Below are 22,608 nucleotides of genomic sequence, written 5' to 3'. Positions count from 1 at the left end.
GGGCAATGGAAAGTGCGCGAGGTTGGGCTATGCCCTTGGGGCAGAGTCAACGACCAGCGGCGCAGCCGCTGGGTTCCTGGATGCAGTCACCGCTTCCGGAGTGCAGCCACTGCCGCAGCTCGTCGCTGACCTGCTGCAGGTCGAGCTCGACCTGCGCCAGCCGTGCCCGCTCGCTGGCGATGCGGCTGCGTTGTTGCTCAAGCAGGGCCAGCACCGCGGGCCAGTCGAGCCGTCCGTCGCGGCCCTGCAGGCGGGAGACCGCGGCCAGGGTGATGCCCAGCGCCAACGCCTGGCGGATCAGCTGCACCCAGGCCACATCCTGTTCGCTGTAGTCGCGATAGCGGTTCAGCCGCGGCACCGGCGGCAGTAGTCCGCGCGCCTCGTACAGGCGGATGGCCTTGGCGCTGGCGCCGGTCAGGCGGCTGACCTCGGAAATGCGCATTGGCTCAGTCCCGCACCAGCCCGCCATCGACCACCAGGTTCTGCCCGGTCACCGCGCGCGACCAAGGGCTGGCGAAGAACAGCGCGGCATCGGCGAATTCTGCTGGCGTGGTAACGCTGCGCAGTGGCGTGTTGGCGGCGATGTAGTCGAACACTGCCTCCGGCGTGGCAGCGCTGGCATCGGTGGTGCGCAGCAGGCCGCCGGACAGCATGTTCACGGTGATGCCATGCGGGCCGAGGTCGCCGGCCAGCGTGCGCGTGAGGGACAGTAGCGCGGCCTTGGCGGCGGTGTAGTCGTGGTAGGGCACGACCGGGTTCTGGAACAGGTTGGTACCGATGTTGATGATGCGGCCGAAGCGGCGGGCCTGCATGCCGGGCAGGGCGGCCTGCACGGTGTTCAGCGCGCCGCGCACGCTGCCCTCGAACTGCGCCTGGAACGCCGACCAGCCGATATCGGCGGCGCCGTCGCGGGCATCACCATTGAACGAGAACGCGGCGAGCGCGTTGTTGACCACCGTGGTGACACCCTGGCCGAAGTGGGCCAGGGCGTGCTGCAGCATTGCATCGACCTGGCTGCGGTCGGTGACGTCGGCCGGCAGCGCGATCGCCTGTCCGCCCAGCTCGGCGGCCAGCGCCCGTGCGGGGCCTTCGCTGCGGTGGTAGTTGACGATGACGCGCGCACCCTGCGCCGCGAACGCGCGGGCGATGTGCTGGCCAAGGCCGCGGCCGGCGCCGGTGACCAGCACCAGCTGTTCGCTGATCTGCATGAAGGGGCTGCCATCCATTGCATGAAAGGGCATGCAGCGTAGCAGTGATGGCGCTTGCCGGAGCAGGCGTGCTGCCGCTAGCCTGCAGGCATGAACCAGACTCCCCTGCGATTGCTCATTCACGGCGCCTCCGGGCGCATGGGCCAGGCCCTGCTGCGGCTGGCCGCCGAACATCCCGAAACCCTGCAGATCGTGGCCGCAGTGACCGGCCGTGCGCCGGCACAGCGCGTGGTCGACGGCGTGCCGTTCTTCGGCGCCAGTGAGCTGCCCGGCGCGCCGGTGTTCGATGTGGCGATCGACTTCAGCCTGCCGGAGGGTTTCGACCCGATGCTGGCGTTGTGCGTGGAGCGGGGTGCCGGGCTGGTGTCGGGTACCACCGGCATCTCCAGCACGCAGCGGCAGGCGCTGGAGGCCGCGGCGGCGAAGATCCCGCTGGTATGGGCCTCGAACTTCAGCCTGGGCGTGGCGGTACTGGACGAACTGGTGGAGCGCGCGGCGCAGGCGCTGGCCGGCTGGGACTGCGACATCGTCGAATCGCACCACACCCAGAAGAAGGATGCGCCATCGGGCACCGCGCTGACCCTGGGCGCGGCCGCGCAACGGGGCGGGGCGGAGCCGCACTACGCCAGCCTGCGTGCCGGTGACATCGTGGGCGAGCACATGGTGCAGTTCACCGGTCTGGGCGAGCGCATCGAGCTGGTGCATCGGGCCACCAACCGCGACATCTTCGCCCGCGGCGCCCTGTTCGCCGCCCGCCAGCTGCAGGGGCGGGCGCCGGGCAGCTACCGGGTAAGGGATCTGCTGCAGTAGGCGGGCTGATTCCTGGGGTCGGATCCCTTTCCTGCGGAAAGGGCTCTGACCCCATCCGAGGGCGCCTGGGGTCAGAGCCTTTCCCATTCGGGAAATGGATCCGACCCCGCCTCCGGCCCGCATACGCCGCCGGATTGAAATGAATGCGCAATCGCCTGTTCATGAAGCGCGATAACCGCTGGCGCGAGCGCCCCGGCAGCGCTACAATTCGCACTCGCCGAATCACGAAAGCCGGACCGGTCCCAGACCGTACGTCCGCGCTTTTTTGCAACCGGATTTCCGTGAAGCGCAGGCGTGACTTCGGCAGCCCCCTCGGTAGCCAAAGTGAGATTCCCGTGACCCAAGCCGCAATCCTCGTCCTCGAAGACGGCACCGTATTCGAGGGCGAATCCGTAGGCGCGCCCGGCCTGTCCGTCGGTGAGGTGGTGTTCAACACCGCCATGACCGGCTACCAGGAAGTGCTGACCGACCCGTCCTACGCCCGGCAGATGGTCACGCTGACCTATCCGCATATCGGTAACACCGGCATGACCGACCAGGACAACGAAGCGTCCAAGGTGTGGTCGGCCGGCCTGATCGTGCGCGACGTTCCGCGCCGCCCCAGCAACTGGCGCAGCCAGGTGTCGCTGCAGGACTGGCTGATCCAGCGTGGCGTGGTCGCCATCGCCGGCATCGACACCCGCAAGCTGACCCGCATCCTGCGCGAGAAGGGCGCGCAGAACGGTGCGCTGATGGCCGGCGACATCGACGTGGAAAAGGCACTGGAAGCCGCCCGCAAGTTCCCGGGGCTGAAGGGCATGGATCTGGCCAAGGTCGTCACTACCGAGAAGGCCTACACCTGGACCGAGGGCCAGCTGGACCTGGATGCCAACGCTTTCGTCAGCGTGCCGGCCCGGTTCAAGGTCGTGGCCTACGACTTCGGCGTGAAGACCAACATCCTGCGCATGCTGGCCGAGCGTGGCTGCGAAGTGACCGTGGTACCGGCGCAGACCCCGGCCGCCGAAGTGCTGGCCCTGAAGCCGGACGGCGTGTTCCTGTCCAACGGCCCGGGTGACCCGGAGCCGTGTGACTACGCCATCGAAGCGATCAAGACCTTCATCGATGTGAAGATCCCGACCTTCGGCATCTGCCTGGGCCACCAGCTGCTGGGCCTGGCCTCGGGCGCGCAGACCATGAAGATGGGCCATGGCCACCACGGTGCCAATCACCCGGTGCAGGACCTGGACAGCGGCCGGGTGATGATCACCTCGCAGAACCACGGCTTCGCGATCGATGAAGCGACCCTGCCGCCGACCCTGCGCGTGACCCACCGTTCGCTGTTCGACGGCACCAACCAGGGTGTCGCCCGCACCGACGTGCCGGCGTTCTCGTTCCAGGGCCACCCGGAAGCGTCGCCGGGCCCGACCGATGTCGGTCCGCTGTTCGACCGCTTCGTGGTGCTGATGGAGCAGGCCAAGGCGTGATCAGTACGCCGCCGGCCCCCCGGTGGCGTCGCGATGGACCGTAAACCCCGCATCGCTGCTGCCCCCGGCGCGGCGCTGCGGATCAAGATTCCTGATCGACAGCGTGCGATCACTCCCCCTTGTCACGCTGTACTGACTTAGAGAAGAAAATGCCCAAGCGCACTGACCTCAAGACCATCCTCATCATCGGTGCTGGCCCGATCGTCATCGGCCAGGCCTGCGAGTTCGACTACTCCGGCGCCCAGGCCTGCAAGGCCCTGCGTGACGAGGGTTACCGCGTGGTGCTGGTCAACAGCAACCCGGCCACGATCATGACCGACCCGGAGATGGCCGACGCCGTCTACATCGAGCCGATCAACTGGCAGACGGTCGAGAAGATCATCGCCAAGGAAAAGCCCGATGCGCTGCTGCCGACCATGGGTGGCCAGACCGCGCTGAACTGCGCGCTGGACCTGGCCGACAACGGCGTGCTGGAGAAGTACAACGTCGAACTGATCGGCGCCAAGCGCGAAGCGATCCGCATGGCCGAAGACCGCGAGCTGTTCCGCGTGGCCATGGGTGAGATCGGCCTGGAATGCCCGACCGCCGCCGTCGCCCACACCCTGGACGAAGCGCTGGAGATCCAGACCCGCGTCGGCTACCCGACCATCATCCGCCCCAGCTTCACTCTGGGCGGCAGCGGTGGCGGCATCGCCTACAACCGCGAAGAGCTGGTCGAGATCGTCAGCCGCGGCCTGGAACTGTCGCCGACCACCGAGGTGCTGGTGGAAGAGTCGGTGCTGGGCTGGAAGGAATTCGAGATGGAAGTGGTCCGCGATACCGCGGACAACTGCATCATCGTCTGCTCGATCGAAAACCTTGACCCGATGGGCGTGCACACCGGTGACTCGATCACCGTGGCGCCGGCGCAGACCCTCACCGACAAGGAGTACCAGCGCCTGCGCGATGCCTCCATCGCCGTGCTGCGCAAGATCGGCGTCGATACCGGTGGCTCGAACGTGCAGTTCGGCATCAACCCGAAGACCGGCCGCGTGGTCGTCATCGAGATGAACCCGCGCGTGTCGCGTTCCTCGGCGCTGGCCTCCAAGGCCACCGGCTTCCCGATCGCCAAGGTCGCCGCCAAGCTGGCCGTGGGTTACACCCTGGACGAACTGAAGAACGAAATCACCGGTGGCCTGACCCCGGCCTCGTTCGAGCCGTCCATCGATTACGTCGTCACCAAGATCCCGCGTTTCGCCTTCGAGAAGTTCCCGGCCGCCGACGCCCGCCTGACCACCCAGATGAAGTCGGTGGGCGAGGTGATGGCGATGGGCCGTACCTTCCAGGAGTCGGTGCAGAAGGCCCTGCGTGGCCTGGAAACCGGCAAGGTCGGCTTCGACCCGACCGGCCTGGACCTGGCCAACGAAGACGACCTGCAGACCCTGCGTCGCGAGTTGAAGGCGCCGGGCCCGGAGCGCCTGTTCTTCGTCGCCGACGCGTTCCGCGCCGGCATGAGCGTGGAAGAGATCTACGCACTGTCGTTCATCGACCACTGGTTCCTGGACCAGATCGAGGAAATCATCGCTGCAGAAGGCGAAGTCGCGGCCGGTGGCATCGACGCGCTGGATGCCGCACGCCTGCGCAAGCTGAAGCGTGCTGGCTTCTCCGATGCGCGCCTGGCGCAGCTGACCGGCACCAATGAAGCCGCCATCCGCGCGCTGCGTCGTGCGCACAAGGTGCGCCCGGTCTACAAGCGCGTGGACTCCTGCGCCGGTGAATTCTCCACCGGCACCGCCTACCTGTACTCGACCTACGAGGACGAGTGCGAGGCCGCGCCGAGCAACCGCGACAAGATCATGATCCTGGGCGGTGGCCCGAACCGCATCGGCCAGGGCATCGAGTTCGACTACTGCTGCGTGCACGCGGCACTGGCGCTGCGCGAGGATGGCTATGAAACCATCATGGTCAACTGCAACCCGGAAACCGTGTCGACCGACTACGACACCTCCGACCGCCTGTACTTCGAACCGCTGACCCTGGAAGACGTGCTGGAGATCGTCGAACTGGAACAGCCGAAGGGCGTGATCGTGCAGTACGGCGGCCAGACCCCGCTGAAGCTGGCGCGCGCGCTGGAAGCCAATGGCGTGCCGGTGATCGGCACCAGCCCGGACTCGATCGACCTGGCCGAAGACCGCGAGCGCTTCCAGCAGCTGGTCGACACGCTGGGCCTGAAGCAGCCGCCGAACCGCATCGCCCGCAACGACCAGGAAGCCCTGCTGCTGGCCCGCGAGATCGGCTACCCGCTGGTGGTGCGCCCGAGCTACGTGCTGGGCGGCCGTGCGATGGAAATCGTCTACGGCGAAGCCGACCTGGCCCGCTACGTGCGCGACGCGGTGAAGGTGTCCAACGATTCGCCGGTGCTGCTGGACCGCTTCCTCGACAACGCCGTGGAGTGCGACGTCGACATCATTGCCGATGCCCAGGGCAACGTCCTGATCGGTGGCGTGATGGAGCACATCGAAGAAGCCGGCGTGCACTCGGGCGATTCCTCGTGCTCGCTGCCGCCGTACTCGCTGTCGGCTGAAACCCAGGCCGAGCTGCGCCGCCAGGTGGTGGAGCTGGCCAAGGCCCTGAACGTGGTCGGCCTGATGAACACCCAGTTCGCGATCCAGACCAGCGACGAGGGTGCCGACACCATCTACCTGCTGGAAGTGAACCCGCGTGCCTCGCGCACCGTGCCGTTCGTGTCCAAGGCCACCGGCATGCCGCTGGCCAAGATCGCCGCCCGCTGCATGGCCGGCAAGACGCTGGCCGAGCAGGGCGCGACCAAGGAAATCGTGCCGGACTACTACTCGGTGAAGGAAGCGATCTTCCCGTTCGCCAAGTTCCAGGGCGTCGACCCGATCCTCGGGCCGGAGATGCGCTCCACCGGTGAGGTGATGGGCGTGGGCCGCACCTTCAACGCCGCCTTCGCGCGGGCGCAGGAAGCCGGCGGCATCAAGGCGCCGCCGGTTGGCAAGGCCTTCGTCTCGGTGCGTGATCCGGACAAGAAGCGCGTGCTGCCGGTGGCCAAGGCGCTGCTGGCGCGCGGCTACAGCCTGGTCGCCACCCGTGGCACCGCCGCCTGGCTGCAGCAGCACGGCATGGACTGCGAGATCATCAACAAGGTGGTCGAAGGCCGTCCGCACATCGTCGACTCGATCAAGAACGGCGAGATCGTCTACATCGTCAACACGACCGAAGGTCGTTCGGCGATCAACGACTCGTTCTCGATCCGTCGCGAGGCGCTGCAGCATCGCGTCACCTACTCGACCACCATTGCCGGCGCCAAGGCGCTGGTGGATTCACTGGAATTCCGCGGCACCGGTCCCGTCTGGTCGCTGCAGGAGCTGCACAAGGAGTTGAATGCATGAGAGCCCCCATCACCATGAAGGGCGCGCAGAAGCTGCGCGACGAACTGGATCACCTGAAGTCGGTCAAGCGCCCGAAGGTGATCGCCGCCATCGCCGAAGCGCGTGAGCATGGCGACCTGAAGGAGAACGCCGAGTACCACGCCGCGCGCGAGGAACAGGGCTTCATCGAAGGCCGCATCAAGCAGCTGGAAGGCGAGCTGTCGCACGCCGAGATCATCGACGTGAGCAAGCTCAACGCCGGCTCCAAGGTGGTGTTCGGCGCCAGCGTGACGCTGGCCGACGTGGAAACCGACGAAGAGAAGAAGTACCAGATCGTCGGTGACCTGGAAGCGGACATCAAGCTGGGCCTGATCGCGATTTCCTCGCCGGTGGCGCGCGCGATGATCGGCAAGCTGGAAGGCGATTCGATCGTGATCGACGCCCCGGCCGGCCAGCGCGAGTACGAGATCGTCAGCGTCAGCTACGTGGACTGACACGGTGGCAACGGCGACCCTGCTGTTGCCGGCCCGCAGCCGCTTTGCCGCGGCTGCGTTGCCGGACGATGTGGCACGTGCGCTCGGCCGTGCCACGACCGTGCAGGTCGCGCCTGGCGAACGCGCGCAGCTGACGCGCCATTTCGCGGTTGCCGCGCCGCACTGGCCGGTGGCCGCGTTGACCCGCCAGCGCGACGTCGGCGATGCGGCCGGCGCCAGCTGGCTGCGTGCCGATCCGGCCTGCATGGTGCCGGACATGCATGGCGCGCGGATGATGGCCTACGGCGAAACCCTGCGGCCGACGCTGGCCGACAGCCTGGCCCTGCTGCCGGTGCTGCAGCCCTTGTTTGCCGATGCCGGGTTCGTGCTTGACGCACCGGACCCGTCGCGCTGGTACCTGCGGCTTCCAATCGACCTGGTGCTGCCGGACTTCAATAGTCCGGACGAGGTGCTGGGCGATGACCTGTTCTCGCATCTGCCGGAGGGCGAGGGCGGCCGTCGCTGGCGGGCGCTGATGACCGAAGCGCAGGTACTGCTGCACAACCATTCCTGGAACCAGCAGCGCGCCGCTCAGGGACAACAGCCGATCAATTCGCTGTGGTTCTGGGGCGGTGGCGTGATGCCGGTGTCGGTCAGCACGCCGCACGCACAGGTGCGCAGCCGCGATGCCCTGCTGCAGGGCCTGGCCCTGGCGGCTGGCGTAGCCGTGGATGGCGAACAGGCGGTGGATGCACTGGTCGACCTGCGCCAGCTGCGTTCGCTGCAGCAGCTCGGCAATGATGCAATCCGGCCGCTGCTGGCCGCGCTCAAGCGTGGCGAGCTGCAGCGGCTGGTGCTCGATTTCGAGGACGGCCTGCAGTTCCAGCTGGACCGCGGCCAGCGCTGGCAGTTCTGGAAGAAGCCGCGGCAGCTTCACGATTGATCGGGGTCGACCGATCGGGGTCGGATCCGTTTTCCATCGGAAAACGGCTCTGACCCCCAGGGTTTGTCGGGGTTGCCGACCAGCGGCCGGCACTACCGCAGGTAGCGGCGCCTCAACGGACCTCGCTGACCACCGTCGGCAGTGTCCAGTGCCCACCGAGCATATTGCGACACTGGCCCGTCGTGAAATCGCTGCTCTTCACGAAGCGCTCCCCGTCCCACACCCAGTCATTGGCGGAGATGCAATCGCCGACACCGCGGCCTCGGGAGCGGCCTCGCAGCGTAGCGTCATCGCGGTCAAAATCTTCGGCCAGGTTGGTGACAAAGGTCGCCTGGTACGGCGATTTGTCTCGCACCACCCAGTAGGCGTTGCTCATGTTGTAGGCACCCACGAAGCAACTGGTGCTTGCCAGTACATGCTGGGCGTCCAGTCGCTGGATCTCGATCTCATCTGTCCCGCCATCGCTCAGGCGGCCGCACTCATCCGGCTTCGGCAGGCTGGCGATCAGCGCCTTGCGCAGGCCCGGTGCCTTGGCCAGCGCCGCGTCCGAGGCGCGCGGTGCCATCAGCGTGCCGCGCACGATCACTGGCACCGGCAACGCCGCAGGCACGCTCGCTTCGGGCTTGTCGCCACGCCGCACCAGCGCACCGGGCGTGCCCAGCCGGCCCTGGGCCTCGTCCATCTTCAGCAGTACGGCCGCTGCGCCGCTGTCGGAGATCGGCCACGCCTTGCCCTTGCCGTCGATGATCTCGATGCGTGCCTGGCGCGGCAGTGCGGCGACCAGTGCATCGGTCTGTGCCTGCTGCAACAACACGTTGTCCCCGTCGCCGGTGTCGTGCACCGGGCCCAGGTCCTTGCCGTTCAGGCGCAGGCGCAGCGCCCCGGTCGGCGTCGGGCTTTCGCCATCCTCGCCATTGCGCAGCCGCGCGAGCACCTTCGTACCCGGGCCGCCCGCGCGTTCCAGCATCAGGCTGAGCAGATTGCCGGGTTCTTCCGGGCTGTAGCCGGCGGCGCGGCAGGTGCGGGTGTTGTCACAGGCCAGCGACCAGTCGTTGTGCTGGAACTGCACGCCGGCCTTCGGTTCGGGCTTGGCGGCGTGGGCGGCCGGGGCCAGTGCGAGGCCCAGCAGCGCGGGAAGCAGCGTGCGATGCATGCGTTGAAGTCCATTTCAGGGCCGACAAGCATGGAAGATATGCTGGCAGATTCCAAATGCTCGCGATCAGGGGGGGGGGAGCCTCCTGCGGGCAGAGAGATCCGACCCCGCGCTATCATGGGGATGTCTTCCGCAACCCGGCGATGCCGATGTCCCTTGCCGCCGATGCTGTGCAGCCATTCCCTGATACGCCGACGATCCGCCGCCGCGATGCGGTTGCGCCCGGCAGCTGGCCGGAGGGCACGCTGCCGCTGCTGGCGCGTCTCTATGCCAACCGGGGCGCGGGTACACCGGAGTTGGCGCAGCCGAAACTGGGCCATCTGCACGCCCCCGAGCTGCTGACCGGCATCGATGATGCGGTGGGCCTGCTGATCGAGGCCATCGCCAATGACAAGCGCATCCTGGTGGTCGGCGATTTCGATTGCGATGGCGCCACCGCCTGTGCGGTCGGCGTGCGTGGCCTGCGCATGCTCGGCGCGCAGCATGTCTTCCACGCGGTGCCGAACCGAATGGTGCACGGCTACGGCCTGTCACCCTCACTGGTGGAGGAGCTGGCCGAGCTGCAGCCGGACCTGCTGGTCACGGTCGACCACGGCATCGCCTGCCATGCGGGTGTGACCGCGGCCAAGGCGCGGGGCTGGCAGGTGCTGGTCACCGACCATCACCTACCCGGGCCGCAGCTGCCGCCGGCCGATGTCATCGTCGATCCCAATCTCGACGGTGATGCCTTCCCCAGCAAGTCGCTGGCCGGCGTCGGCGTGATCTTCTACGTGCTGATGGCGCTGCGCCGGCACATGCGCGAGGCCGGCGTCTTCGCCGATGGCAAGGGGCCGGACCTGACCACGCTGCTGGACCTGGTGGCGGTCGGCACCGTCGCCGACCTGGTGGCGCTGGATCCGAACAACCGGGCACTGGTCAGCGCGGGCCTGCGGCGTCTGCGCGCGGGGCAGGGCTGTGTCGGCCTGCGTGCGCTGATCGAAGCCAGCGGCCGTGATGCCGCGCGGCTCACAGCCACCGACATCGGCTTCGCGCTCGGCCCGCGCCTGAATGCCGCGGGCCGGCTGGAAGACATGGCGCTGGGCATCGCGCTGCTGCTGACCGAAGACCCGCGCCAGGCGCGCGAGATCGCGCAGACGCTGGAGCAGATCAATTCGGAACGGCGCGCCGTGCAGCAGTCGATGACCGACGATGCCGAGCAGGCGTTGACCCGGGTGGTGCTGGACATGGCCGGTCAGCGACCGGTGGCGGCCTGCCTGTTCGATGCCGACTGGCATCCGGGCGTGGTCGGCCTGGTCGCGTCGAAGATGAAGGACCGCCTGCATCGCCCGGTGATCGCCTTTGCCCCGGCCGAACCGGGCGCCGACACCCTGCGTGGCTCGGCGCGCTCGATTCCCGGCCTGCACATCCGTGACGCCCTGGCGCTGGTCGACGCGCGCCATCCGGGCCTGATCGAACGCTTCGGCGGCCACGCCATGGCGGCCGGGCTCAGCCTGCGGCGTGACCACGTCGATGACTTCAAGGCCGCCTTCGTCGCCGTGGTGCTGGAAATGCTCGATCCGGCGGCACTGCAGCAGCAGGTCCTCAGCGACGGTGAGCTGGCCGCCAACGAACTCGATCATCGCCATGCCGATGCGCTGCGTCTGGCAGGCCCATGGGGCCAGGGCTTCCCCGAGCCGCTGTTCGACGGCCACTTCGAAGTGGCCAACTGGCGCGTGCTGAAGGAGCGTCACCTGAAGCTGGAGCTGCGCCTGCCGGGCGTGCCCGGCACCATCAACGCGATCCACTTCGGCGGCTGGCACGGCAACGCGCCCGGTCGCCATGTGCATCTCGCCTATCGCCTCGCCTGCGACGACTATCGCGGCGGCAGCGCCATCCAGCTGATCGTGGAGCACTGCCTGCCCGCATAGAAAAAGGGGACGGAGGGGATTAAGTCGCTTGTGCCTTGTTTGCCACTTGCGACTTAATCCCCTCCGTCCCCTTTTTGGGGGCGCCAACCCCATTACGGTTGCTGGTGCGTTCAAAGGTTCACGATCCCACTGGAGTCCGCTCATGGTCTTCGTCCGTTGCTGCACTGTGTTGTTGCTGGCCCTCGCGGCCTGGCCCGCTGGCGCGCAGTCGCCGCCGATCTCCCGGCCGCAGGCCAGCATGCCTCTGCTGATTGCCCCGGCCGCCGAGCAGGCGGTGCAGCTGCGACACGCCCGCATCGAAGGCGAAGTCCAGGCCGGCATCGCCCAGACCCGGATCACACTGGAATTCCACAACCCGAACCGGCGCGTGCTGGAGGGCGAGCTGCAGTTCCCGCTGGCCGACGGTCAGCAGGTCAGCGGCTTCGCGCTGGATATCAACGGCGAGATGCGTGACGCGGTGCCGGTGCCCAAGGATCGCGGCCGCCAGGTGTTCGAGGAGATCGCCCGTCGCGGGGTCGACCCGGGCCTGCTGGAACAGACCGCTGGCAACCAGTTCCGGTTGCGCATCTACCCGCTGCCGGCCGGCGGTAGCCGGCGCGTGGAGCTGGTGATTCGCGAGCCGTTGGCCTTCGCCGGCCAAGGCTGGCAGTGGACGCTGCCGCTGCAGTTCGCCGCCGGCGCGGCCTCGGTTGAACTGAAACTGCAGACACCCGGCGCGACCACTGCAGGTACGGCACCCTTCCGCATCAGCGCGGGCCAACTGCTGTGGCAGGGCAAGGGCGCGCAGTTGCCGCAGCAGCTGCAGTGGAACCTGCCGGCAGCACGTCAGGCGCAGGTGCAGGTGGCGCCCTGGCAGGACGGCCATTACCTGTTGGCGCAGCTGCCGGTGGTGGCCAGCAGCACGCCGCGCACGTTGCCCAGCGAGATCGGGCTGCTGTGGGACGGTTCCGGCTCGGCGGGCCAGCGCGATCGCACACGTGAGTTCGCCCTGCTGGATCGCTATTTCGCTGCGCTGGGTGACGGCAGCGTGGCGTTGACCGTACTGCGGGATCGCGCCGAGCCGGTGCGTCGATTCCGCATCCGCGCCGGCAACTGGAGCGAGCTGCGCGCAGCCCTGCAGGCCGTGCGCCCGGACGGTGCCAGCGCGCTGGCGCAGTGGCAGCCGCAATCGAGCGTGAAGGAATACCTGCTGTTCAGCGATGGCCTGCTGACCTATGGGCCGGAACAGCTGCCGGCGATGGCGCCGGATCAACGCCTGTTTGCGGTCAGCAGCGCCGGCGCGCGCACCGATGCCGTGCGACTGCGTGGCTGGAGCGAAGCGCATGGTGGTCGCTTCGTAGCGCTGGGGAAGGATGTCGAATTGGCCGCCCGTGAGCTGCTGTCGTCGCCGCTGGATGTGCAGGTCGATGCAGGGCGCGGCGTGCAGGACGTGGTGATCGATCGTCGCAGTGAAGCCCAGGGCTGGTTGTGGCTGCATGCACGACTGGCGGCCGACGGCGTGCCGATGCGGGTGCGCGTGGGTGGCGGCGAATGGCAGGCACTGCCGGCCACCCAGAAAAGCGATGACGGCGAACTGCTGGCCGGCCTGTGGGCGCAGGCGCGCCTGCAGCAGCTGGCCGCCGACCGCCGCGGCAACCGCGAGGCCATGCAGCGCCTGTCGCAGCAGTTTGGCCTGGTCGGGCCGGATACCTCGCTGATCGTGCTGGAGACACTGGAGGACTACCTGCGCTATGCGATCCGCCCTCCGGGCACGCTGCGCGCCGAGTACGACGCCAGGTTCGCAGTGCAGGTAAGAGATCGCGCCGCTGCTGATCGCCAGCGCCTGGATGAGGTGGCGGCACGCTGGAAGGAGCGCCAGCAGTGGTGGAACCGCAGCTGGCCGAAGGGAATGCCGCCGCAGGCAAAGGGCGGGGCACTGGAAGTGGCCTCCGCGGACTACGCGATGGAATCAGCGCCGGTGGCGATGCTCGCCGCGCCGGCCCCGGCGGCACCACCCGCCCCGGCACCGATGGCCGCCGCCGAGCAGCGCATGGAAGCCAGCAGCGCACGCGCGCGCCGCTCCGCACCTGCATCGAGCAAGGCGCTGGATGCGATCGCGGTCACCGGTGGGTTCGCCGACGCATCTGCTGCCGCCAACGACGGCCAACTCGGCATCCAGCTGGCGGCCTGGCAGCCGGACTCGGCCATCGCCCGGCGCCTGCGCGAGGGCCCGCCGTCGCAACTCTACGACCGCTATCTGGCCGAGCGCGATGCCCACGCCGACAGCAGCGCGTTCTTCCTCGATGTGGCCGACCTGCTGCTGGAGCAGGGCCAGCGCGAACTGGCACTGCGGGTACTGTCGAACCTGGCCGAGATGGATCTGGACAACCGGCATCTGCTGCGCGTGCTCGGCTACCGGCTGATGCAGGCTGATGCCCCGGCACTGGCGGTGCCGGTGTTCGAGCAGGTGCTGGCGATGGGCCAGGAAGAACCGCAGAGCTTCCGCGACCTGGGCCTGGCGCTGGCAGCGGCCGGCAAGCCGCAGCAGGCGCTGGCGCCGCTGTACCAGGTGGTGGTGCGGCCGTGGGACAGCCGCTTCGATGGCATCGCCCTGATCGCATTGGATGAGCTGACCAACCTGGTGGCGCGCAGCACGCCACGGCTGGATACCTCGGCCATCGACCCGCGCCTGCTGCAGGCAATGCCGCTGGACCTGCGCGTGGTGCTGTCCTGGGATGCCGACAACAGCGACATGGACCTGTGGGTGACCGACCCGAACGGCGAGCGTGCCTACTACGGCAACCGCCAGACCTACCAGGGCGGGCGGATGTCGCAGGACTTCACCGGCGGCTATGGCCCCGAGCAGTTCTCGCTGCGCAACGCCAAGCCGGGCAAGTACAAGGTCGAGGCGAACTATTTCGGCAGTCGCCAGCAGCTGGTGACCGGTGCGACGACGCTGATGCTGCGCCTGACCACCCATTGGGGCACGGCCAAGCAGAAGGACCAGATGGTGACGATGCGGCTGAAGGATCGCGCCGAAACCGTGCTGGTGGGCGAGTTCGAGGTGCGTTGATCGCTCGGGCACCCGTGTAGAGTCGAGCTGGCTCGACTGCCTCAATGTAGAGCCGAGCCTGCGCTCGGCTCATGGCAGAAGCAGCCGAGCGTGGGCTCGGCTCTACACTACTGCGGTGCGCGCCATTGGCGCCGCCGGCGGATTCGCACGCAGGCCGAACAGGGGCCGCAGCCAACGCACGCGACGGATCAGCAACTCATGGATCAGCAGGCAGCCGCCGACAGTACCGGCCAGCAGCAGGGCCGGTTCCATCCACGGGCCCAACTGAAGTGGCTTGAGCCAGAACAGCAGCACGATGATCAGGCTCTGGTGCAGCATGTACCAGGGATAGATCGCCTCGGTGCAGTACGGCAGCCAGCGGAACGGGCGATCGAGGAAGACCTTTCCCCAGCCGAGGATGGCCAGCAGCGCGGTCCATACGTAAAGCGACTGGCTGGCCCGGCCCTGCAGGTCCCAGAACGGTTCGGGCCATTGCCGCAGCTGGGAATCGGCGGGCAATACCTGGCCGAGGATGCGCAACCCCAGATACCAGCCGACGGCAGCCAGCGCCAGCCATAGCGTGGTGCGGCGCAGGGCGACCACGCGCTCCCAGAACACCGGTTCACGACCCAGCAGGTAGCCGGCCAGGAACACCGTCGCGTACTTCGCGTGCTGGTACCAGTCGCCGAGCAGGGCATTGGTGGACGGGTAGATCGGCTCCAGCCAGATCACCCAGGCCAGCAGCAGGGCGGACGGAAGGCCGATCAGCAGCATCGGCGATGCTGCGCAGAGCGCCATCGCGCGGCGAACCACCGCCGTTCCCAGCAATGGCATCAACAGGGCCAAGGCCAGCGTGTAGTTCCACAGATAGGCCAGGTACCACAGGTGGTTCCAGGTGATGCCGTACTGCCAGCCGGCGAAGCTGCCTTCCGGCCACGGCCGCACCTGCCAGTAGCGCAGCAGGAACTGGCCGAAGCCGGGTGCCACGTGGCCGTTGGCCACGCCTTCGCAATAGGGCTGGATCGGCACGATCACGAACATGCCGAACAGCAGCGGCAGCAGCAGCCGCCAGGTGCGCAGGCCGGCGAAGCGCAGCAACCTGCCTTCCGGCCGCATCAGCGCGATGGCGATACCCGAGATCAGGAACAGCAGCGACATCCGCCAGCGGTTGACGAACAGCATCGGCCACTGCAGCCATTCGGCGGTATGCACGCTCTTGAGGTGAAAGCCCCAGTCGTCCACGTAGGCCATGGCGGTGTGGTAGAGGATCAGCAGGGCGAAGGCGAACACGCGCAGGGCGTCGATGTCGTAGCGTCGGGTCATGGTGGTGGTGTGCCGGAGAGTCGAGCCAAGGTGACGCCGCCCGGTCCGTGCGGCGACTGGCAAGGGGCCGCTGGAACCGACGCAGTGACCAATGGCGGGGGTGGTGGGATCAATGGAGCCGCTACCCTTTGTCCCTTGAGGCAGGCTGGAGCACCGCAACGACATGGATGCAGCAATGACTCAGGGCCGACCATCGCGCTGGCGTACTTCAACCCGGCTGCTGGTATGGGCGGCGATCCTGTCGGCCTCGGCAGTGACCAATGCGCTGGTGGAAGTGATGGACGCCAGTCGCCGCGGCGCCGATCTCGGGCTGTGGGAGCCGATGATCTGGGAGTTCAGCAGCCTCGGCCTGGTCCTGTTGACCCTGCCGCTGCTGTGGTGGGGCTGCGAGCGCTGGCCGCTGCATGCCGATACCTGGAAGCGGCGATTGCCGCTGTATCTGCTGGCCAGCGTCGGCTGGTCGCTGCTGCACGTGGTGGGGATGGTGCTGCTGCGGCACCTGGCCTACGGGTCGCTGGGCCATCGCTACCAGGATGATGCCGGCTGGCTGGAGCGTTTTGCCTACGAATACCTGAAGGATGTACGCACGTTTGCGATGTTCGTGGCACTGGAGCACTTTGCCAGCTGGTTCGGCCGGCGCAGGCAGGGCGAGGCGAGCCTGCTGGCCGAGCCGGACGTCGGCCCGCCGGTGGAGCCGGTCGAGCGCCCCCAGCACTTCCTGGTGCGCAAGCTGGGCAAGGAGTTCCTGGTCGCCACGGCGGACGTGGAGTATGCCCAGGCCGCGGGGAACTATGTGAACCTGCGGGTACGCGGCCACGACTATCCGCTGCGGATCACCATGGCGGTGCTGGAGCAGCGGCTCGACCCGGGCGAGTTCCTGCGCCCGCACCGCAGCTGGCTGATCCATCGGGGCCAGCTGCGCTCGATCGAGCCGCTGGACGGTGGCGAGGCCCTGCTGCACATGGCCGACGGGGCGAAAGTGCCGTGCAGCCGGCGCCAGCTGCCGCTGCTGCGGCAGGCGCTGGGGGCAGGGTGAGGCCCTCATTCCGGGCACCCGCAGCCTGCGGTATCATTACCAGTCATCTTTTGAATGCATAACCGCCGACATGATCGAACTGAATCCTGTCCGCCAGCGCATCACCGATCTGACCGATCGCGTGCTGTCGCTTCGGGGGTATCTTTGACTACGACGCCAAGAAAGAGCGTCTTGAAGAAGTAACGCGGGAGCTGGAAAGCCCCGACGTCTGGAACAACGCCGAGTACGCCCAGAACCTGGGCCGCGAACGTTCCAGCCTGGAAAAGACCGTGGGCGGCATCGCCTCGGTGCTCGATGGCCTGAACGATGCCACCGAGCTGCTGGAGCTGGCCGAGTCCGAGCAGGACGAGGACACCGCCCTGGCCGTGGTCGCCGACCTGGACAAGCACCAGGCCCACGTGGAGAAGCTGGAGTTCCAGCGCATGTTCTCCGGCGAGATGGACAATGCGGCGGCGTTCGTCGACATCCAGGCCGGTGCCGGCGGCACCGAAGCCCAGGACTGGGCCGAGATCCTGCTGCGCATGTACCTGCGCTGGTGCGAGTCGCGCGGCTGGAAGACCGAACTGATGGAAGTGTCCGGTGGCGACGTTGCCGGCATCAAGTCGGCCACGCTGCGCGTGGAAGGCGACTATGCCTATGGCTGGCTGAAGACCGAGACCGGCGTGCACCGCCTGGTGCGCAAGTCGCCGTTCGACTCGGACAACCGCCGCCACACCAGCTTCACCTCGGTGTTCGTGTCGCCGGAAATCGACGACAACATCGACATCACCATCAACCCGGCCGACCTGCGTACCGACGTGTACCGTTCGTCCGGTGCCGGTGGCCAGCACGTGAACAAGACCGAGTCGGCGGTGCGTATCACCCACATCCCGACCAACATCGTCGTGGCCTGCCAGACCGGCCGCAGCCAGCACCAGAACCGCGACAACGCGATGAAGATGCTGGCCGCCAAGCTGTATGAACTGGAGATCCAGAAGCGCAATGCCGAGAAGGACGCGGTGGAAGCCACCAAGTCCGACATCGGCTGGGGCAGCCAGATCCGCAACTACGTGCTCGACCAGAGCCGCATCAAGGACCTGCGCACCGGCATCGAACGGTCGGACACGCAGAAGGTGCTGGACGGCGACCTGGACGAGTTCGTCGAGGCCAGCCTGAAGGCCGGCCTGGCCGTGGGCTCCAAGCGCGTCGATGCCTGATCGGCGCGCCTGCGCGGATATCGTCACCCTCGTGCGCAACGCCGAGGGTGGCTGATCACGCTTCCGATGTGGGGCCGAGCCCATGCTCGGCTGCTGTTGGCGCAGTAGCAGATGCGTCGAGCATGGCTCGACGCTACAACGGGTACGGCGGTAGCGATGATGCGCAGCGAAAGTGAACGCAAGGAACTCGGCGGCTTTCTCAAGGCCTGCCGCGCCCGTGTCGATCCTGCCACGCTCGGCCTGCCGGCCGGGCGCCGGCGTACCCCGGGCCTGAAGCGCGAGGAAGTCGCGCTGGCGATCGGGGTGAGCGTCAGCTGGTACACCTGGATCGAGCAGGGCCGTGAAGTGCGCGCCTCGCCCGAGGTGCTGGAGCGCCTGGCGCAGGTGCTGCGCATGAGCGACGACGAACGCGCCTACGCGTTCGCGCTCTCCGGCTACGGCGTGCCGCTGGAATCACCGGACGAGAGCGTGACCGACGGCTTGCGCCAGCTGGTGGAGGCGATGCAGCCGATCCCGGCCTATGTGCGCAACACCCGCTTCGACATCCTGGCCTGGAACCCGGCCATCGCCGATCTGTTCGTGGACTACAGCCAACTGGCGCCGCATGAGCGCAACACGCTGCGGCTGATGTTCCTGTACCCGCCGTACCGCACGCTGATCCTCAACTGGGAAGAAATGACCCGCGGCCTGCTGGCAGGCTTCCGTGCGGCGATGGCGCAGGCGCCGGACAAGGCGCCGTTCCTGGCGCTGGTGGAGGACATCGCGGCGCATAGCGAGGAGTTCCGCCAGTGGTGGCCGGAGCACGACGTGCGCCGGTTCGATGAGGGTGCGAAGAAGCTGAACCATCCCACGCGCGGGCTGCTGGACCTGCAGTACGTGGCGCTGGTGCCGGAGAGCCGGCACGATCTTTCCCTGGTCACTTACCTGCCGCGTAGGTAGGTTGGTCGGCAGGGCTTGCAGCCCTGCACCTGCTCAATGCAACGGCCAAAGCCAGAGCCAGAGCTAGAGCTGGATTCCGTGGGTTGGCGGGGCGGTGTCGGAGTGCGGGGACGCCGTAAACCCGTCCCTGGGGGCTTGGCAGCCGCATCCATGCGGCTGACACCCCGCACTCCGACACCGCCCCACCTTTGAAAGGTTCACGCGGCTGTTGGTAGGTGTCGACCTTGGTCGACACATCTGTCAGATATCGAAAGAAATTCCGGGGTCAGATCCGTTTTCCTATGGAAAACGGATCTGACCCCAAGAGCATTTCCGACAGATCGCGGAAAACCGTCGAAGGCGGGGTGGGTCCGGTTGCGGGAGTGTCCGCGGCATGGATGCCGCGGCCAAGCCCCCAAGGACGGGTTTACGGCGTCTCCCGCAACCGGACCCACCTCGCCATCCCACGGATAGCCCGCTGTTGCTGCTGCTTCGGCTGTTGCCGTTGCCTCTGCGGGTGCAGGGCGCAGCCCTGCAAGAGCCCCCATTCAGACAGGTAAGTGCAGGTCACAGGATAAGCAGACGCCTTGTTGCCTCCGCCAATCGAGTCCACATTCCTGTGCAGGAGACGGGCCGCCGCCCGTCGACGAGACACCAGGAGACCTGCATGTCCGCTGCCCCCACCACCGCCATTTCCCGCGATCCGGCCACCGGCCAGCAGATCGCCAGCCATCCCTTCGCCACGGATGCCGAGCTGGAAGCGATCCTCGATCGCGGTCAGGCCGGTTTCGCCGCCTGGAGCGCCCGCAGCCTGGAACAGCGAGCGCAGGTGTTGCGTGCGATGGCGGGCGTACTGCGCCGTGACCGCGAGACGCTGGCCGCGCTGGCCACTGCCGAAATGGGCAAGGTCCAGGCCGAAGCACTGGCCGAGATCGAGAAGTGTGCCGTGCTGTGCGACTGGTACGCCGACCACGGTGCGCAGTTCCTGCGCGACGAGCCGACCCAGGTGCCCGACGACAAGGCTTACGTGTCCTACCTGCCGCTGGGCGTGGTGCTGGGCATCATGCCGTGGAATTTCCCGTACTGGCAGGTGATGCGCGCGGCGGTACCGATCCTGATGGGCGGCAACGGCTTCCTGCTGAAGCCGGCCGAGAACATCGTCGGCACCGCGCAGCTGCTCGATGCCGCCTGGCGTGATGCCGGGCTGCCGGAAGGCACCTTCATCGCCGCCAACATCAGCCGCGAGGGTACCAGCCGTGCGATCGCCGATGACCGCATCGCCGCCGTCACCCTGACCGGCAGCGTGGCCGCAGGCCGCAGCATCGCCGCCCAGGCCGGGCAGGCGCTGAAGAAGGTGGTGCTGGAACTGGGCGGCTCGGATCCGTTCATCGTGCTGGCTGACGCTGACCTGGATGCGGCCGTCGATGCGGCGGTGACCTCGCGCTTCCAGAACACCGGGCAGGTCTGCATTGCCGGCAAGCGCATCATCGTTGAAGACGCGGTGTACGGCCGCTTCGTGGCGCAGTTCTGCCAGAAAGTGCAGGCGCTGACCATCGGTGATGGCCGTGAAGCGGGCAATCGCGTTGGTCCGATGGCACGCCAGGACCTGCTGGAACAGTTGGACGCGCAGGTGCGCGCCTCGGTGGACGCAGGCGCGAAGCTGCTCGTCGGCGGCCATCAGCTCGATCGCCCGGGCGCGTTCTACGCGCCCACCGTACTGGCGGACGTGGAGCCGGGCATGCAGGCCTTTGACACGGAAACGTTCGGGCCGGTGGCCTCGATCAGCCGCGCCCGCGATGCCGACCACGCGGTGGAACTGGCCAACCAGAGCGAGTTCGGCCTCAGCGGCAACCTGTGGACCGGTGACCGCGCGCGGGCCATGCAGCTGGCGCGCCGGCTGCAGACCGGCGGTGTGTTCGTCAACGGCTTCTCCGCTTCCGACCCTCGCGTGCCGATCGGCGGTGTGAAGAAGAGTGGCTTCGGCCGCGAGCTCTCGCACTTCGGCATCCGTGAATTCGTCAACGCGCAGACAGTGTGGTTCGACAAGCATTGACGCGCGGCTCTCATCCTTCCTGCAACGATCCACCATCAGTCCAGCACAAAGGACGGCATCCGATGTCCAAGGGTTCAGATCTGCTCGTCGCCGCACTTGAGAACGAAGGCGTCGAGCGCATTTTCGGCATTCCCGGCGAAGAAAACCTCGACGTGGTCGAGTCGCTCCGCCATTCCAGCATCGAACTGGTCATCACCCGCCACGAACAGGCGGCGGTGTTCATGGCGGCCACTTACGGCCGCCTGACCGGCAAGCCGGGCGTATGCCTGGCCACGCTCGGCCCGGGCGCGCTCAACTTCACCACCGGCGCCGCCTATGCGCTGCTGGGTGCGTGGCCGGTGATCATGATCACCGGCCAGAAGGGCATCGTCGCCAGCAAGCAGGCGCGCTTCCAGATCGTCGACATCGTCGGCACGATGAAGCCGCTGACCAAACAGGCGCGGCAGATCGTCTCGGCACGCACCATTCCGACCATCGTCCGCGAGGCGTTCCGTGTCGCCCAGGAAGAGCGCCCGGGCCCGGTGTTGCTGGAGCTGCCCGAAGACATTGCTGCCGATGAGGTCGAGGGCGTGGCGCTGATTCCGCCGCACGCGGTGGACCGTCCCATTGCCAGCCCGGAGGCGCTGGATCGGGCAGCAGAGCTCATCCGCAATGCAAAGCGGCCGCTGCTGATGATCGCTTCGGCGGCCTCGCGGCCGCAGTCCAGCGACGCGCTGTCCGCGTTCGTGCTGCGCGCCGGCATCCCGTTCTTCACCACGCAGATGGGCAAGGGCGCGGTGGCCGGTGGTTCAGGCCTGTACATGGGCACCGCGGCGCTGACCGAGCGCGATTACGTGCACATGGCGATCGACCAGGCCGACGTGATCGTGACCATCGGCCACGAGGTCACCGAGAAGCCGCCATTCGTGATGCGCCCGGGTGGGCCGACGGTGATCCATATCGGGTACTCGCAGGCGGCGGTGGAACAGGTGTATTTCCCGCAGGTGGAGGTGATCGGCGATATCGGTCGTTCGCTGACCCAGCTGGCCGACCGCATCGAGGGCGCGGTGCCGAATGCCGCTGCGCTGCTGCCGCTGCGCGCGACCATCCTCGAACACCTGGCCGACCGGGCCGAAGAGGTCGGGTTCACCCCGCAGCGGCTGGTGCACGACGTGCGCCAGGTGATGCCGCCGGATGGCATCGTGGCGCTGGACAACGGCATGTACAAGATCTGGTTCGCGCGCAACTACCGCACCCAGGTGGCCAACACGCTGCTGCTGGACAACGCGCTGGCGACGATGGGCGCGGGCCTGCCGTCGGCGATCATGGCCTCGATCCTGTATCCGCAGCGGCGGGTGCTGGCGGTGTGCGGCGACGGCGGTTTCATGATGAACAGCCAGGAGCTGGAGACGGCCCGCCGGCTGGGCCTGAACCTGGTGGTGCTGATCCTCAACGACGGTGCCTACGGCATGATCCGCTGGAAGCAGGCCGTGGACGGATTCACCGACTACGGCATGACCTTCAGCAACCCCGATTTCGTGAAGTACGCCGAGGCCTATGGCTGCAAGGGCCACGAGGTGACGGCCATCGAGCAGTTCATCCCGACCCTGGAAGCGGCCTTCAACGAGGGCGGGGTGCACCTGGTGTCGGTGCCGGTGGACTATTCGGAGAACCAGCGGGTGCTGGTGGATGAGTTGCGCCAGGCGTTCCCCGGCAACAGGTAGCGGCGGAGCAGGGCCGGCCG

The 22,608-nt window shown here is 67.5% G+C and carries 16 protein-coding genes; 12 read left to right on the top strand and 4 right to left on the bottom strand.

The features are described 5' to 3' along the window. Positions 1-46: 46 nt before the first annotated feature. Positions 47-442 (bottom strand): MerR family transcriptional regulator, encoded by a 396-nt coding sequence (locus AC5P53_RS07705; RefSeq protein WP_241886772.1) that lies wholly within the window; start codon positions 440-442, stop codon positions 47-49. 4 nt (positions 443-446) lie between these two features. Next, entirely contained in the window at positions 447-1,208 is a 762-nt protein-coding gene (locus AC5P53_RS07700; protein ID WP_414611750.1) for a 3-oxoacyl-ACP reductase, read from the bottom strand. 90 nt (positions 1,209-1,298) lie between these two features. Between AC5P53_RS07700 and dapB the strand changes: the two genes are divergently transcribed. From dapB to AC5P53_RS07675, 5 genes are all read left to right on the top strand, one after another. Continuing rightward, on the top strand, positions 1,299-2,018 hold the full coding sequence (gene dapB, locus AC5P53_RS07695) for a 4-hydroxy-tetrahydrodipicolinate reductase (protein ID WP_169411792.1): 720 nt from the start codon (positions 1,299-1,301) through the stop codon (positions 2,016-2,018). Between the two features lie 335 nt (positions 2,019-2,353). Next, the gene (carA, locus tag AC5P53_RS07690) at positions 2,354-3,481 is read left to right on the top strand and encodes a glutamine-hydrolyzing carbamoyl-phosphate synthase small subunit (RefSeq protein WP_046429958.1); all 1,128 of its coding nucleotides are present in this window, start codon (positions 2,354-2,356) and stop codon (positions 3,479-3,481) included. Between the two features lie 149 nt (positions 3,482-3,630). Beyond that, the gene (gene carB, locus AC5P53_RS07685; RefSeq protein WP_014646994.1) at positions 3,631-6,873 is read left to right on the top strand and encodes a carbamoyl-phosphate synthase large subunit; all 3,243 of its coding nucleotides are present in this window, start codon (positions 3,631-3,633) and stop codon (positions 6,871-6,873) included. Positions 6,874-6,881: 8 nt separating this feature from the next. After that, positions 6,882-7,346 (top strand): transcription elongation factor GreA, encoded by a 465-nt coding sequence (gene greA, locus AC5P53_RS07680; RefSeq protein ID WP_026347191.1) that lies wholly within the window; start codon positions 6,882-6,884, stop codon positions 7,344-7,346. 4 nt (positions 7,347-7,350) lie between these two features. Next, the gene (locus tag AC5P53_RS07675) at positions 7,351-8,268 is read left to right on the top strand and encodes a Regulatory protein, RpfE type (protein ID WP_014646995.1); all 918 of its coding nucleotides are present in this window, start codon (positions 7,351-7,353) and stop codon (positions 8,266-8,268) included. A 112-nt stretch (positions 8,269-8,380) separates the two neighbouring features. Here AC5P53_RS07675 and AC5P53_RS07670 read toward each other — a convergent pair whose 3' ends face one another. Beyond that, positions 8,381-9,421 carry a DUF1176 domain-containing protein gene (locus AC5P53_RS07670; RefSeq protein WP_241886773.1) on the bottom strand — a complete coding sequence of 347 codons (1,041 nt, stop codon included), beginning with the start codon at positions 9,419-9,421 and terminating at the stop codon, positions 8,381-8,383. 149 nt (positions 9,422-9,570) lie between these two features. Here AC5P53_RS07670 and recJ point away from each other — a divergent pair, with 149 nt between their 5' ends. Then, on the top strand, positions 9,571-11,328 hold the full coding sequence (recJ, locus tag AC5P53_RS07665) for a single-stranded-DNA-specific exonuclease RecJ (protein ID WP_241886774.1): 1,758 nt from the start codon (positions 9,571-9,573) through the stop codon (positions 11,326-11,328). A 142-nt stretch (positions 11,329-11,470) separates the two neighbouring features. Then, the gene (locus AC5P53_RS07660; protein ID WP_241886775.1) at positions 11,471-14,380 is read left to right on the top strand and encodes a DUF2135 domain-containing protein; all 2,910 of its coding nucleotides are present in this window, start codon (positions 11,471-11,473) and stop codon (positions 14,378-14,380) included. Between the two features lie 102 nt (positions 14,381-14,482). Here the strand turns inward: AC5P53_RS07660 and AC5P53_RS07655 are convergent, their stop codons facing one another. Then, complete coding sequence (locus AC5P53_RS07655; RefSeq protein WP_049440096.1) at positions 14,483-15,682, bottom strand: acyltransferase family protein; 1,200 nt, start codon at positions 15,680-15,682, stop codon at positions 14,483-14,485. A gap of 175 nt (positions 15,683-15,857) precedes the next feature. Here AC5P53_RS07655 and AC5P53_RS07650 point away from each other — a divergent pair, with 175 nt between their 5' ends. The 5 genes from AC5P53_RS07650 (at position 15,858) to AC5P53_RS07630 (ending at position 22,588) form a co-directional block, all read left to right on the top strand. Beyond that, complete coding sequence (locus AC5P53_RS07650) at positions 15,858-16,718, top strand: LytTR family DNA-binding domain-containing protein (protein ID WP_032959458.1); 861 nt, start codon at positions 15,858-15,860, stop codon at positions 16,716-16,718. 70 nt (positions 16,719-16,788) lie between these two features. After that, a protein-coding gene (gene prfB / locus AC5P53_RS07645) for a peptide chain release factor 2 (RefSeq protein ID WP_014037064.1) occupies positions 16,789-17,914 on the top strand; the annotation gives its coding sequence in 2 pieces (ribosomal slippage) (positions 16,789-16,863 and positions 16,865-17,914; 1,125 coding nt in all). A 156-nt stretch (positions 17,915-18,070) separates the two neighbouring features. Further along, positions 18,071-18,853, top strand: coding sequence for a helix-turn-helix transcriptional regulator (locus AC5P53_RS07640; RefSeq protein WP_021204557.1), 783 nt, complete (start codon positions 18,071-18,073; stop codon positions 18,851-18,853). A 646-nt stretch (positions 18,854-19,499) separates the two neighbouring features. Continuing rightward, complete coding sequence (locus AC5P53_RS07635) at positions 19,500-20,885, top strand: NAD-dependent succinate-semialdehyde dehydrogenase (RefSeq protein WP_111206962.1); 1,386 nt, start codon at positions 19,500-19,502, stop codon at positions 20,883-20,885. Between the two features lie 62 nt (positions 20,886-20,947). Continuing rightward, the gene (locus tag AC5P53_RS07630) at positions 20,948-22,588 is read left to right on the top strand and encodes an acetolactate synthase large subunit (protein WP_111206961.1); all 1,641 of its coding nucleotides are present in this window, start codon (positions 20,948-20,950) and stop codon (positions 22,586-22,588) included. Positions 22,589-22,608: the final 20 nt, after the last annotated feature.

This window comes from Stenotrophomonas sp. YJH_SMC_82 (assembly GCF_059368875.1).
The sequence above is the reverse complement of the archived record's forward strand: the minus strand, read 5'-3'. Positions and strand labels throughout refer to the sequence as shown.

What these genes read in the sequence shown, in the direction of transcription:
- AC5P53_RS07705 (WP_241886772.1), bottom strand. Translation starts at nt 442, where the DNA reads ATGCGCATTTCCGAGGTCAGCCGCCTGACCGGCGCCAGCGCCAAGGCC.
- AC5P53_RS07700 (WP_414611750.1), bottom strand. Translation starts at nt 1,208, where the DNA reads ATGCAGATCAGCGAACAGCTGGTGCTGGTCACCGGCGCCGGCCGCGGC.
- dapB (WP_169411792.1), top strand. Translation starts at nt 1,299, where the DNA reads ATGAACCAGACTCCCCTGCGATTGCTCATTCACGGCGCCTCCGGGCGC.
- carB (WP_014646994.1), top strand. Translation starts at nt 3,631, where the DNA reads ATGCCCAAGCGCACTGACCTCAAGACCATCCTCATCATCGGTGCTGGC.
- AC5P53_RS07670 (WP_241886773.1), bottom strand. Translation starts at nt 9,421, where the DNA reads ATGCATCGCACGCTGCTTCCCGCGCTGCTGGGCCTCGCACTGGCCCCG.
- recJ (WP_241886774.1), top strand. Translation starts at nt 9,571, where the DNA reads ATGTCCCTTGCCGCCGATGCTGTGCAGCCATTCCCTGATACGCCGACG.
- AC5P53_RS07660 (WP_241886775.1), top strand. Translation starts at nt 11,471, where the DNA reads ATGGTCTTCGTCCGTTGCTGCACTGTGTTGTTGCTGGCCCTCGCGGCC.
- AC5P53_RS07655 (WP_049440096.1), bottom strand. Translation starts at nt 15,682, where the DNA reads ATGACCCGACGCTACGACATCGACGCCCTGCGCGTGTTCGCCTTCGCC.
- AC5P53_RS07650 (WP_032959458.1), top strand. Translation starts at nt 15,858, where the DNA reads ATGACTCAGGGCCGACCATCGCGCTGGCGTACTTCAACCCGGCTGCTG.
- AC5P53_RS07640 (WP_021204557.1), top strand. Translation starts at nt 18,071, where the DNA reads ATGATGCGCAGCGAAAGTGAACGCAAGGAACTCGGCGGCTTTCTCAAG.
- AC5P53_RS07635 (WP_111206962.1), top strand. Translation starts at nt 19,500, where the DNA reads ATGTCCGCTGCCCCCACCACCGCCATTTCCCGCGATCCGGCCACCGGC.
- AC5P53_RS07630 (WP_111206961.1), top strand. Translation starts at nt 20,948, where the DNA reads ATGTCCAAGGGTTCAGATCTGCTCGTCGCCGCACTTGAGAACGAAGGC.